Origin of the sequence: Methylocaldum sp. (assembly GCF_035627495.1) — a bacterium.
In the GTDB taxonomy this organism is placed as follows: Bacteria; Pseudomonadota; Gammaproteobacteria; order Methylococcales; family Methylococcaceae; genus Methylocaldum.
On the sequence record NZ_DASPLO010000182.1, the window covers coordinates 1 to 12,497 of the forward strand.

Genomic DNA, 12,497 nt, shown 5'->3' on the forward strand with positions numbered 1-12,497 from the left:
CCACCTGATCGAGAATTTTTTCTGCAAACTCAAGCAATTCCGCGCCATCGCTACCCGCTATGACAAAACCGATTGCAACTTTCTGGCCGCCATTTTTCTCACTGCAGCCGTTATCTGGCTCAATTGAGGACACGCCCTAGGCATTCTGAAACACTAGCTTTTGCTGGTTGCTTATGCCTTATTGGTTATGAGTTATTCGATTTAGTGATTTGCGGTGGCGCTTGTTGCATTGACCTATCTAAGAAGGGGCAATGTCTTAACAACTAGGAATCAGGACCTTTCATTTCTCTATTCTCTCGATGCAGGATAACTTCAAACAACTCGAACGGAAGCTCGACCTTTGCCTTCGCAAAGATCGCTACCACCTCGGAAAAAGGCTTTCGCATCTACGCGCAGAAATGCGTGGAAACCAGGCTGCGACGGACAAGCTGCAGGCGTTGGAAGAGTTGATTAGCCAGTCCATAGCACAAAGACGGCTGCGAACGGACAGCATTCCGGCGCTTAATTACCCGGGAGAACTTCCGGTTGTCGAAAGGAAAGATGAGATCCTCGAGAGCATTCGCAATCGTCAGGTAGTCGTGATATGCGGAGAAACGGGCTCCGGTAAAACGACTCAATTGCCGAAAATCTGCCTTGAAGCCGGCCGTGGAGTTTCCGGTTACATTGGTCACACCCAGCCCCGCCGTATCGCAGCCCGTAGCGTTGCCGCTCGGATCGCCGAGGAGTTGAAGCAGCCCTTGGGGCAGGCCGTGGGCTATAAGGTTCGCTTCCAGGATCACACCCGGCCGGAAAGTCTCATCAAGCTGATGACCGACGGCATTCTGCTGGCGGAAATCCAGCACGACCGCTTCCTGGACCAGTACGACACCTTGATCATCGACGAGGCGCACGAACGCAGTCTCAACATCGATTTCCTGCTTGGTTATCTCAAGTGGCTGCTGCCCAAGCGACCGGAGTTCAAGCTCATCATCACCTCCGCCACTATTGATCCCGAGCGCTTCTCCCGGCATTTTGGCAACGCACCCATCATCAACGTGTCCGGGCGCACCTATCCGGTGGATATCTGTTACCGGCCGGTGGAAGTCGAGGAGGGTGACGAGACCGATCGCGCAGAGCAAGTGGCGATTCTCAACGCCGTGGACGAACTGTGGCGGGACCGGCCGGGAGACATTCTGATTTTCCTGAGTGGCGAACGTGAAATCCGCGAAACCGCCGAGTCGCTGCGCAAGCACCACCCTTCGAAATGCGAAATCCTGCCGCTGTACTCGCGCCTGTCCCAGTCCGAGCAGGAGCGGGTGTTCAAGCCTTCGGGTACGCGCCGCATCGTGTTGGCGACCAATGTGGCGGAGACCTCCCTCACCGTGCCCGGCATCCGCTCGGTCATCGACACTGGCTACGCGCGCATCAGCCGCTATAGCCACCGCAGCAAGCTGCAACGCTTGCCCATCGAGAAGATTTCCCGCGCTTCCGCCAACCAGCGTTCGGGCCGCTGCGGGCGCGTCGGTCCTGGCATCTGCATCCGGCTGTATTCCGAACAGGATTACCTGAACCGCTCCGAATTCACCGATCCGGAAATCCTCCGTACCAACCTGGCGGCGGTCATTCTGCAAATGCGCGCCCTGCGTCTGGGCGAGATTTCCCGTTTTCCGTTCGTCGAGCCGCCGGACGAGCGGCTGATCCGCGATGGCCTCAAAACCCTACAGGAAATCAATGCGCTAGACGAAAAACGCGGCTTGACCGATATCGGCCGCAAGCTTGCCAAGTTGCCGGTAGACCCGAAGCTCGGGCGGATGCTGCTAGCCGGGAGGGAAGAGCATTGTCTGACCGAAATCGCCATCATCGTCGCTGCCCTGAGCGTGCCCGATCCTCGCGAGCGTCCCGCCGACCAAGCCCTGTACGCAGACCAGAAGCACGCCCGTTTCCGCGATGAGAATTCGGATTTCCTGTCTTTCCTCAAGCTGTGGAACGAGTTTGAGGAGCAGAAGAAGCATTTGTCAAAAGCCAAGCTGCGCCAATGGTGCCGGGACGGTTTCCTGTCCTATGTCAGGATGACGGAATGGCACGACATCCACGGCCAAATCATGGACGTAGTAAAAGGCGAGCTGGAACTGAAGTTGAATCAGGCGCCGGGCGAATACGGCGAAATCCATCGCGCCCTGCTGTCCGGCCTTTTGTCGAACGTCAGCCTCAAGCAGGAGCAGAACGAGTACGTGGGAGCGCGGGGCGCCAAGCTGTTTATCCATCCCGGCTCATTCCTGTTCAAGTCCAAACCCAAGTGGATTATATCCGCGGAACAGGTGGAAACCACCAAGGTCTACGCCCGGACCGTGGCCAAAATCGAGCCGGACTGGATCGAGAAGGTGGGTACACATCTCGTCAAGCAGCAGCATTATGATCCGCACTGGGAACGCAAGGCGGGGCGGGCGGCGGTACACGAGCGCACTACGCTATTCGGGCTCGTTATCCAGGCGGGGCGCAAGATTCCCTACGAAAAGGTCAACCCTCTGGCGGCGCGGGAGATGTTCATCCGCTCGGCCCTGGTACAAATGGATTACGACAGCAAGGCACCATTCTTCCTGCACAACCTAAAGCTTTTAGAAGAGGCGGATTATCTTCAGCAGAAAGGCCGGCGTGCCGACCTCCTGGTGGATGAAGATTGGCTATTCCGCTATTTCGATGAGCGCATCCCGCAGGACGTGGTGAACGGCGTCACTTTTGAACGCTGGCGCAAGGCGGCGGAAGCACGCAAGCCCGATATCCTGAAGCTGAGTCGGGCGGACATCACTGCCAAAGAAGACGCCTCGCTCGACGCCAAGAATTTCCCCGACCACTTCCAGTCAGGTCCTTTGCGTTTCCAGTTGCAGTACCGCTTCGAGCCAGGGCATGAGGACGACGGTGTGACCGCTATTGTGCCGCTGCATCTCCTGAATCAGCTTGACCCCGAGCCGTTTCGATGGCTGGTTCCCGGGCTCTTGCGAGAGAAGATCGTGGCCCTTATCAAATCCCTGCCGAAGACCTTGCGCATCCATTTCGTACCGGTTCCGGATCACGCCGCTCGGGTATTGCCGATGCTGGATATCGGACGGGGTTCGCTTTACGCCCAGGTTTCCTCGGCGCTAAAGAAAACCGGTGGCATTGCCGTATCGCCGGATTCCTTCCGGGAGGATGTGCTTCCGGCGCATCTCCGCATGAATTTCGCCGTAGTGGACGAATTCAATGCCGTCGTCGATCGCTCTCGTGATCTGAGCGAGCTCAAGGCCCGCCATTCGGCGGATGCCGGCAAGAACTTCCAGCAACTGGCCCGTCAGGCATATCTCCATACTGGCTGCAAAAGTTGGACTTTCGGCGATCTGCCCCAATGTTTCGACGGCCAACACGACGGCCAGACGATCTATGGTTTCCCGGCGGTGGTCGACGAGGGAGAGACGGTGGGTGTGCGGGTATTCGATACTCCGGAGGAAGCGGCGCGGCAGCAGGAGCTAGGGTTGGCGCGTTTGTTCCGGCTGGTTTTGGCGAAGGAGTTGAAGTATCTGAAAAAGAATTTGGCGGTGAACGCCCAGGCCGAGCTTCTGTATAGGCAACTCCCGAATCACCCCTTCCTTTATCCCGAGCTGAAACCCGGCCGCGACTTGCGGGAAGACCTATTGGACCGGCTGATGGGCGCGTTGTTCTTAGAAGGGCAGCCGGACATCCGCGGCGCCCAGCAATTCGAGGCCCGGCTCAAGGCCCACCGGACCGAACTGGTGCTCAAGGCCGACGAAATGGCTAGGACCGCGCAAACCGTGCTCCAGTTGTACGGCGAAGTCCAGGCCAAGCTGAAGGTTCGTCCGGCCGGTCCCGCCAAACAGGATATACAGGAGCAATTAGACTTGCTTGCTTATGCGGGGTTCTGGGTTACGACCCCATATGCGCAAATTAGGGAAGTCCCTCGTTATCTCAAGGCAATACTGCACCGTCTGGAAAAAGCCGCCCAAGACTCACTTCGCGATCAGAAGCAATATAACGAACTTGCCCCCTTTTGGCTGCGTTACTGGAACGTCGTCAGAGCGGCTAAGGGACGTTTATCCCCGGAGCGCGAGGCCTATCGCTGGAATCTCGAGGAATTCCGCGTCTCCCTCTTCGCCCAGGTGCTCAAGACGCCGTATCCGGTGTCGGCGAAGCGGCTGGAAGAGGCATGGAAATTACAGGGGTATCGGATGTGAGATTTTAGACCCAAAGCATTGTTCCGCTTCGGACGATGTACCAAGTTTCTTCGCGGGCCTTGAGGCATATCCAATGGCTGTGATTCGAACAGGGGAGAACGGTTTTAATAAATGAACGCATATTGAATTGGGTCAATTGCCCATCGAGAGGAGTCAATCATGAAAATCGGTACCGCACTGACACGTAGCGCCACCCGCGTCATGCTTCTTGGTAGCGGCGAACTCGGCAAAGAAATCGCCATTGCCTTGCAACGCTACGGCGTCGAAGTCGTAGCGGTGGACCGTTATCCCAATGCGCCTGCCCAGCACGTGTCGCACTGTGCCCATGTGATCGATATGAATGATGGAGAAGGCGTGAAACGGCTGGTGGAGATGGAAAAACCGCACATCATTGTGCCAGAGATCGAGGCGATCGCCACGGCAGCTTTGGCCGAGATCGAACAGGCCGGTGGGGCGGTTGTGGTCCCCACGGCGCGCGCGGTTAGCTTGACCATGAATCGGGAGGGAATTCGTCGCCTGGCCGCGGAAGAGCTAGGTTTGCCCACCTCGCCCTACGTTTTTGCCGATTCTTTGGATTCGCTGAGGAAAGCTGTTCAAATTGTCGGTTATCCTTGCTTTGTCAAGCCCGTGATGTCGTCTTCGGGTAAAGGGCAGTCGTTGCTGCGGAGTGACGCCGATCTGGAAAAAGCTTGGGAATACGCGCAATCGGGAGGTCGGGTCAAGGATACTAAAGTCATCGTGGAGGGCAGCATCGACTTCGACTATGAAATTACCTTGCTTACAGTGCGTGCCAATAATGGCCGAGGTGGAGAGGAGACCTATTTTTGCGAACCCATCGGGCATCGGCAGGAACTAGGGGATTACGTGGAGAGTTGGCAGCCGCAACCTATGAGCGAAACCGCGCGAAGCGAGGCGAAGCGTATCGCCAAAGCCGTGACGGATAATTTGGGTGGTCGCGGTCTTTTCGGCGTGGAATTGTTCGTCAAAGGCGATCGGGTTTGGTTCAGCGAAGTCAGTCCTAGGCCGCACGACACGGGCATGGTAACTATGATTACCCAGGCGCAGAGCGAATTCGAGTTGCATGCTCGAGCCATACTGGGACTTCCCGTTTCGACAAGACTCCGCAATCCGGGTGCCAGCGCCGTGATTTACGGCCAGCTTGAGGGCGAGGGCATCGCTTTTGAGGGTGTTGACGAGGCACTTGCCATCCCGGAGACCGAAATCCGATTGTTCGGCAAGCCGATTTCCTACCCGCGCCGGCGAGTCGGAGTGGCTTTAGCCGCCGGTAACTCTATCGACGAAGCCCGCGAGCGGGCGAAAAAAGCGGCAGGATTAATCAAGCCCTTAGCGGGTTAGATCCTCCAGCGGTTAAGGAATGAGAGAGTCGTTGAGTTGCAAAAAAACAGATTCGTGCAAAACTTTCCGTCTGTTGATCCCCAACGCATCGACAAACGGAAAGACGATGTTCAGACCATCTAAAATAAGACGCTCGTTGGCTTTTCTGTCCTTTCTTTTTCCGGGCGTGGCCAGTACTGATGTTTACAAATACGTGGATAGCGCCGGACACGTTTTCTACACGGATAATCCGAGACACTCGGGTTATCAACGGATTATCAAGACGCCTGCGGCATTTTTATTCTATTCGCCCTCGAAAAAATGGCCGTCCGGATCCGGATTTTCCGAGAAAAATCGCCGGCAATTTGCGTCCTTGATCGATGCGGCAGCAAGCAAGTACAGTCTTGATCCGGCCTTGCTGCACGCCGTCATCCGGGCCGAATCCTCTTATAACCCTGAGGCAGTGTCCAATAAAGGCGCTGTCGGCCTGATGCAGCTCATGCCGGAAACCGCTGCGCGCTATGGTGTTCGTGACCGCTACGATCCGGGCGAAAACATAGAGGGAGGCGCGAAATACCTGAGCGAACTGATCGGTATGTTTCAATCCGATGTTCGGTTGGCCGTGGCGGCCTACAATGCCGGAGAGAATAACGTCATCAAGTACGGAAATAAGGTGCCTCCCTTTCAAGAAACCCAGCAATACGTAGCTCGGGTTCTCAATTACTACAATCGTTTTAACTGATGCTTGTAACTGAAACGCCGGAAACCCTGGTAATAGGTGCGCCGCAATTGGCATCCCCGCCGGCCGCTGTCGCGCGAATTTCAACAATCCTTGGACGTGAGAACTTTACGGCAGGGGAGGTGGCCGAGGCGATTGGTCAGGATCCCGCTCTTACCGCGCGTTTGCTGAAAATAGTCAATAGTCCTTATTACGGTTTCTCGGGACGTATCGATACCATTTCGCGTGCGGTTGGACTAGTCGGCGTTGACATGCTTTACAGCTTGGCGTTGACAACCTCTGTGATTCAGGGATTTCGCAAAATCCCGACTTGTTTGGTCAATATGACCGATTTCTGGTTGAACAGTCTCTATTGTGGTGAGATCGCGCGTCTGCTGGCAAAGGAAGCCTCGGTATTGCACAGCGAACGCTTGTTCGTCGCCGGACTGCTGCATCGAATCGGTGCGCTGATTATCTACATACGTTTGCCGGATGAGGCGCGGGAAATCCTTTTGGCTGCGGCAGGGGATGATCGTTTGATTCCAGGGTTGGAAAAGGACCTGCTTGGTTTTACCTATGCCGAGATCGGCGCAGAATTGGCCAAAGCCTGGAAAGTGCCACCCGCTTTGCGGGAATCGATTCGTTGGCATTTGGATCCCGAACAGGCTGAGGATTATCGCTTGGAGGCCAGCCTCTTATACCTCGCCAATCAGCTGAAAACCGTATCGCTGCTCGGCTTTCCAGTTGAAGAGGTGCTTGCGGCGATTCCGGATGAGGTCACTGCTGCTACACGTTTGGAAGAGTCCCAAATCCTAAGTGTGATGTCCGATGTCGCTGAAAAATTCAGCGATACGGCAGCTTTGTTTATTCCGGATGCTCATGTGAGGCATTGATTCAGATCACCGCCATCCCGAAGCTTTCGAGCAGGCGGGCGAGCCGTATGAGTGGAAGCCCAATCAGCGCATTAGGGTCTTCGCCTTCGAACCTTTCAAATAGTACGATACCCAAACCTTCGGACTTAAATCCCCCGGCACAGTCGAAAGGCTGTTCTCGATCGACATAACGCTCAATTTCCCGATCGGTTAATTTTCGAAAGTGGACCAAACAGCGGTCGATATCGGCTTTCATTTCTCCCGTGGAGGTTTTTAGAACGCATACAGCGGTGTAAAAAGTAACGCATCGGCCGGAAGCCGCCCGAAGTTGCCGAACCGTGTTATCACGGGTCATCGGTTTGGTTAACTGCTTTCCGCTTAGGACAGCTACCTGATCGGAACCGATTATCAGGCTGTCGGGAAAGCGATGCGCCACAGCAGCGGCCTTTTCCTTGGCTAGCCGTAACGCTAGACGATCCGGTGCCTCGTCGGCTTCAGGCGTTTCCGTAATCCCAGGGGAAACGGCGTCGAAACTGAGTCCCAGCTTTCTCAATAGGTCTTGACGGTAGATGGAACCAGAGGCCAAAACAATTTTTGTCACAACGTTGGATTCGAATGAACAGTTAGATGGTCAAAATCAAGAAGAAGCGATTTTGACAGCTTTTGTCATTTCTCGATATCATTGCGGGATTATGCTCGATCATTTGCCGGATTTGATTGATCCATTAGAGTTCGCGGAAAAGAAGCGACGGATTGCCGGATCAATGCCTTTGAGCAAGATGGACCGTATACGGGACATAGTGTTGAATGGCGAAAGTAAGGTAAAAGTTGAGCTGGAATTTAAAAAAGAAGGCAGGAGTACAGTCGTTTCTGGGTGGGTGGAAGCCGATCTCAAGCTGGAATGCCAGTGTTGCCTGGAGCCGTTGGATTGGCCGGTGCACAGCGAAGTGCATCTGGGCATCGTGAGCTCCATCAATGAAGGTAATCTGCTGTCCGAGCCGCTTGAGCCCTTGCTTCTTGATGAAACGGGTGTAATCGATTTGGCGGATATTGTGCAGGACGAATTGCTGCTGGCAATTCCATCGATTCCTCAACATTCCCATTGTGTTTCGCCTAAGGCAGAAACTGCCGTGGACTCCCGTGAGAATCCTTTCGCCGTGTTGGCGCAACTGAAAACTATTCGATAAAGGAGCTTTTAAATGGCCGTACAACAAAATCGTAAAACTCGTTCTAAACGGGATATGCGTCGTTCGCACGATGCTCTGAAAGCCAATGCGCTTTCGATTGAGCCTACCACCGGCGAGACTCATCTTCGGCACCACGTTAGTCCTGACGGGTATTATCGTGGGCGTAAGGTGATCGCCAACAAAGAAGAATCGAGCGAAGAATAACTTTGATATTTAGGTCGAGACAGGGAGCCGGAATCGCTGCGGCTTCTTGTTATCATTTTTGCCGGATTTGCGGCTCGATCAACTGAACAATAACTATGAGTAAGAAGCCGACCATTGCTTTGGATGCTATGGGCGGCGATCACGGTCCCGCCGTGATCGTTCCGGCGGCTCTGGACAGTGCCGAAAGCAATCCTCACTTAAATCTGATTTTTGTGGGTGACGAAGCTGTGTTGCGCCAGTATTTGGGTGCCGCATTAACACGATTCGGAGGCCGGATCAGCATTCATCACGCCTCCGAGACGGTGGAAATGCATGAATCTCCCGCAAAGGCTCTCCGCAATAAGAAAGACTCGTCCATGCGCGTTGCCATCAATTTGGTCAAAGAGGGTGTCGCCGATGCTTGTGTGAGTGCCGGAAACACCGGAGCCTTGATGGCGATCGCAAAGTTTGTTCTCAAGACTATACCTGGTATCGATCGTCCGGCCATTATTTCGACCGTGCCGTCCATGACCGGTCATACGCACGTACTGGATCTTGGAGCTAATGTGGATTGCTCAGCCGAGCATCTCTGTCAATTCGCCGTGATGGGCTACGAGCTCGTGCGGGCCGTGGAGGATAAAGAGCATCCGAGGGTCGGGCTGCTGAATATCGGCGAAGAGGACATCAAGGGCAACGAACAGGTCAAAGGCGCCGCGAAGCTGCTGGCCGGTACCCACATCAATTTTATCGGGTATGTGGAAGGTAACGATCTCTATTCAGGAAACGTGGACATCGTCGTGACCGACGGCTTCGTCGGCAATGTAGCGCTTAAATCCAGCGAGGGGCTTGCCAAAATGATAAACCACTCAATTAAACAAGCTTTCGGCAAGAATCTGCTCACCAAGTTGGCCGGTTTGATGGCTATGTCAGTGCTTCAATCCTTCAAAAAACAGTTCGATCCTCGGCGCTACAACGGAGCCAGCTTTTTGGGATTGCGCGGCATCGTAATTAAGAGTCATGGCAACGCAGATCGTTTGGCATTCGCCAATGCCATCGGTATCGCGGTTAAGGAGGTTGAAAAGGCTGTCCCGACTCGTATCGGCGAGCGTGTAACGGAAATTTTCGCTGAGAGGAAGACCGCGTGAGACGGTACTCTCGGATTCTCGGAACCGGCGGCTATCTCCCTGAAACTATTCTCACCAACGAACAAATCGCTCAAACCGTCGATACGTCAGATGCTTGGATTATCGAACGGACCGGCATTCGCCAGCGTTGTATCGCAGGAAAAAATGAGACGGCCTCCAGCATGGCGGAGCGCGCCGCTCGCCAGGCGTTGGAGGCGGCACAGATCGAACCGGGAACGATCGATCTCATTATCGTTGCAACGTGTACGCCGGATCGAGTTTTTCCAAGTACCGCTTGCATACTGCAGCAGCGGCTAGCTATCCGCGATTGTGCAGCGTTTGATGTTCAGGCGGCGTGCTCAGGATTCATTTACGCACTCAGTATTGCCGATCAGTATATCAGGGCGGGGACCACCCAGCGGGTCCTCGTGGTAGGTAGCGAGGTAAACTCGCGTATCGTCGATTGGTCAGATCGCGGAACCTGCATTCTTTTCGGCGACGGCGCCGGAGCCGTCGTACTCGAAGCGGCGGATGAGCCGGGAATTCTGAGCACGCATATCCATTCCGATGGACAATATCAGGATTTGCTGTACGTCCCTAATCTGAATGGCGGGGGGAGCGGTGAGGAAGATGACCGATTCTTGAAAATGCAGGGTAACGAGGTATTCAAAATTGCAGTCAATACCTTGGGGCGCATCGTAGACGAGACTCTGGCCGCTAATAATTTGCAGAAATCGGATATCCACTGGCTCGTACCTCATCAAGCCAATATACGCATCATTGCCGCCACGGCAAAAAAGCTGCACATGCCGATGGATCGCGTGGTGATGACCATCGAAAATCAAGGCAACACATCAGCGGCTTCGGTACCGCTCGCTTTGAACGAAGCAATTCGGGATAGCCGGATCCAGCGGGGCCATATGGTTTTGATGGAGGCTTTTGGCGGTGGTTTTGCGTGGGGCTCAGCCCTGATCCGGTACTAGGGGGGATTCGTGTCTACAAATCTCGTCGACGACGGTTTGGCATTTATTTTTCCGGGACAAGGGTCCCAGTCCGTGGGGATGTTGTCAGAGTTGGCTAAGGTTCATGCCGAGGTTGAGTCTACCTTTCAGGCCGCCTCGGGAGTGCTTGGCTACGATTTGTGGGATTTAGTGCGGAGCGGTCCGGAAGAAAGACTTAACCTGACGCGGTTTACCCAGCCTGCTATGTTGGCCGCCGATGTTGCAGTCTGGCGAGTATGGACTAAACAAACCTCGGTAAGACCGGGTTGGATGGCCGGCCATAGCTTGGGCGAATATGCGGCCCTGGTTTGTTCTGGTGCCTTGATTTTTGAAGATGCGCTTCGGCTTGTCGCCGAGCGCGGGCGATTGATGCAGGATACGGTACCTCCCGACACCGGAGCGATGGCGGCCATTTTAGGATTGAGCGACTCCCAAGTCGTAGATGTCTGCAGCAGGGCGTCGACCGAGGCGGAAGTTGTGGCGCCTGCTAATTTCAATGCTCCCGGGCAAATCGTAATCGCCGGTCATAAGCCTGCCGTGGTGCGGGGTATCGAGCTTGGGAAAGCGGAGGGTGCCAAGCGGGCGGTCCTTTTACCGGTCAGCGTACCATCTCATTGTCCACTGATGATGAGCGCCGCTGAGAAATTCAGGGAAATTCTGACGGGCACGGCTGTCGAAACCCCCCAGATTGCTGTGCTGCATAATGTGGACGTGGCGTCCCATCCGGCTCCCGAAGTGATTCGAGCCGTTTTGGAAAAACAGTTGCACAGCCCCGTTCGCTGGGCTGACTCTATCCTATTCATGTCTCAACAGGGCGTCAGTCGTTTTGTCGAATGCGGTCCCGGACGAGTTCTGAGCGGTCTGAATAAGCGAATTGTCTCGGAGTGCAGAACCGAAGCGATTTTTGACTCGAATTCTTTAGTTAAAGCTTTGGAGCTTGTTCAATGACGTCTACAATCGCTGTTGTAACCGGAGCCAGCCGTGGTATCGGGCGAGCCATAGCTCTGCGTCTGGCGAGGGATGGCCATACTGTCATAGGGACGGCGACCAGTGAGTCCGGTGCTAATGCAATCTCCTCGGCACTGACCGAAGGCGGATTCCGGGGCAAGGGCATGGTGCTGGATGTATCCGAGGCCGATTCGGTCGAGCAATTCTTCAAGGCTGTAAACGAAGAGTTCGGAGCCCCGCTTATTCTGGTAAATAATGCCGGAATAACACGAGACAACCTGCTTATGCGGATGAAAGACGAGGAATGGGATGACATCATCCGGACAAATCTGTCGTCCGTTTACCGTACGTGTAAAGCCGCCCTGCGCGGAATGATGAAAGCCCGAGAGGGACGCATGGTCAACATCACCTCCGTCGTCGGGGCGATGGGAAATGCAGGGCAGACCAATTATGCGGCGGCCAAGGCCGGAATCATCGGTTTCACCAAATCCCTCGCCAGAGAAGTCGGATCGCGGAATATCACCGTCAATGCCGTGGCGCCAGGGTTCATCGATACCGACATGACACGCGCGCTGCCCGAGGAAAGCCGGAAGGCGTTACTGGATAATATTCCTTTGGCGAGATTGGGATCTGCCGACGAGGTGGCGGGTGTCGTGGCCTTTTTATGTTCGGATGACGCCGCGTATATCACGGGCGAAACCTTACATGTAAACGGCGGTATGCACATGGCATGATCCTGTGCCTTATCCAGGGAGCATGCTTATTGCTTAAGAAATTAAGCAACCGAAGCATCGTTTTTAGAGAAAAGTCTTGTATTCACCCGGTTTCAAATTAAAATTTCCCGACTCACTAAAACTAGAGAAAACAGCTGAGGATATAAAACGATGAGTGATGTAGCAGAGCGTGTTAAGAAGATCGTGGCTGAGC

The 12,497-nt window shown here is 54.5% G+C and carries 12 protein-coding genes; 11 read left to right on the forward strand and 1 reads right to left on the reverse strand.

What is annotated here, in order from left to right:
- From VEB01_RS16755 to VEB01_RS16775, 5 genes are all read left to right on the forward strand, one after another.
- Positions 1-127, forward strand: a 127-nt coding sequence (locus VEB01_RS16755) for a transposase (protein ID WP_414675399.1), incomplete at its 5' end; no start/stop codon positions are given.
- Between the two features lie 172 nt (positions 128-299).
- Entirely contained in the window at positions 300-4,202 is a 3,903-nt protein-coding gene (gene hrpA / locus VEB01_RS16760; protein ID WP_324877411.1) for an ATP-dependent RNA helicase HrpA, read from the forward strand.
- Positions 4,203-4,361: 159 nt separating this feature from the next.
- On the forward strand, positions 4,362-5,558 hold the full coding sequence (gene purT, locus VEB01_RS16765; RefSeq protein WP_324877413.1) for a formate-dependent phosphoribosylglycinamide formyltransferase: 1,197 nt from the start codon (positions 4,362-4,364) through the stop codon (positions 5,556-5,558).
- 106 nt (positions 5,559-5,664) lie between these two features.
- Positions 5,665-6,279, forward strand: a complete 615-nt coding sequence (locus tag VEB01_RS16770; RefSeq protein ID WP_324877414.1) for a lytic transglycosylase domain-containing protein — start codon at positions 5,665-5,667, stop codon at positions 6,277-6,279.
- Positions 6,279-7,148, forward strand: a complete 870-nt coding sequence (locus VEB01_RS16775; protein WP_324877416.1) for an HDOD domain-containing protein — start codon at positions 6,279-6,281, stop codon at positions 7,146-7,148. The genes VEB01_RS16770 and VEB01_RS16775 overlap by 1 nt, the downstream gene beginning before the upstream one ends.
- Before the next feature lies 1 nt (position 7,149).
- Here VEB01_RS16775 and VEB01_RS16780 read toward each other — a convergent pair whose 3' ends face one another.
- On the reverse strand, positions 7,150-7,728 hold the full coding sequence (locus VEB01_RS16780; RefSeq protein ID WP_324877418.1) for a Maf family protein: 579 nt from the start codon (positions 7,726-7,728) through the stop codon (positions 7,150-7,152).
- On the opposite strand from VEB01_RS16780, the gene VEB01_RS16785 reads away from it, so the two are divergent.
- From VEB01_RS16785 to fabG, 6 genes are all read left to right on the forward strand, one after another.
- Complete coding sequence (locus VEB01_RS16785) at positions 7,697-8,314, forward strand: YceD family protein (protein ID WP_324877420.1); 618 nt, start codon at positions 7,697-7,699, stop codon at positions 8,312-8,314. The two genes, VEB01_RS16780 and VEB01_RS16785, sit on opposite strands and share 32 nt — an antisense overlap.
- A gap of 12 nt (positions 8,315-8,326) precedes the next feature.
- Positions 8,327-8,518 (forward strand): 50S ribosomal protein L32, encoded by a 192-nt coding sequence (gene rpmF / locus VEB01_RS16790; protein WP_324877422.1) that lies wholly within the window; start codon positions 8,327-8,329, stop codon positions 8,516-8,518.
- A gap of 95 nt (positions 8,519-8,613) precedes the next feature.
- The gene (gene plsX, locus VEB01_RS16795) at positions 8,614-9,642 is read left to right on the forward strand and encodes a phosphate acyltransferase PlsX (RefSeq protein WP_324877424.1); all 1,029 of its coding nucleotides are present in this window, start codon (positions 8,614-8,616) and stop codon (positions 9,640-9,642) included.
- Positions 9,639-10,604, forward strand: a complete 966-nt coding sequence (locus VEB01_RS16800) for a beta-ketoacyl-ACP synthase III (protein WP_324877426.1) — start codon at positions 9,639-9,641, stop codon at positions 10,602-10,604. The genes plsX and VEB01_RS16800 overlap by 4 nt, the downstream gene beginning before the upstream one ends.
- 9 nt (positions 10,605-10,613) lie before the next feature.
- Positions 10,614-11,570, forward strand: coding sequence for an ACP S-malonyltransferase (fabD, locus tag VEB01_RS16805; RefSeq protein ID WP_324877428.1), 957 nt, complete (start codon positions 10,614-10,616; stop codon positions 11,568-11,570).
- The gene (gene fabG / locus VEB01_RS16810) at positions 11,567-12,304 is read left to right on the forward strand and encodes a 3-oxoacyl-ACP reductase FabG (protein WP_324877430.1); all 738 of its coding nucleotides are present in this window, start codon (positions 11,567-11,569) and stop codon (positions 12,302-12,304) included. Before fabD ends, fabG begins: the two co-directional genes overlap by 4 nt.
- Positions 12,305-12,497 lie beyond the last annotated feature (193 nt).

What these genes read in the sequence shown, in the direction of transcription:
- VEB01_RS16785 (WP_324877420.1), top strand. Translation starts at nt 7,697, where the DNA reads ATGGAACCAGAGGCCAAAACAATTTTTGTCACAACGTTGGATTCGAAT.
- plsX (WP_324877424.1), top strand. Translation starts at nt 8,614, where the DNA reads ATGAGTAAGAAGCCGACCATTGCTTTGGATGCTATGGGCGGCGATCAC.
- hrpA (WP_324877411.1), top strand. Translation starts at nt 300, where the DNA reads ATGCAGGATAACTTCAAACAACTCGAACGGAAGCTCGACCTTTGCCTT.
- rpmF (WP_324877422.1), top strand. Translation starts at nt 8,327, where the DNA reads ATGGCCGTACAACAAAATCGTAAAACTCGTTCTAAACGGGATATGCGT.
- fabG (WP_324877430.1), top strand. Translation starts at nt 11,567, where the DNA reads ATGACGTCTACAATCGCTGTTGTAACCGGAGCCAGCCGTGGTATCGGG.
- VEB01_RS16775 (WP_324877416.1), top strand. Translation starts at nt 6,279, where the DNA reads ATGCTTGTAACTGAAACGCCGGAAACCCTGGTAATAGGTGCGCCGCAA.
- VEB01_RS16770 (WP_324877414.1), top strand. Translation starts at nt 5,665, where the DNA reads ATGTTCAGACCATCTAAAATAAGACGCTCGTTGGCTTTTCTGTCCTTT.
- purT (WP_324877413.1), top strand. Translation starts at nt 4,362, where the DNA reads ATGAAAATCGGTACCGCACTGACACGTAGCGCCACCCGCGTCATGCTT.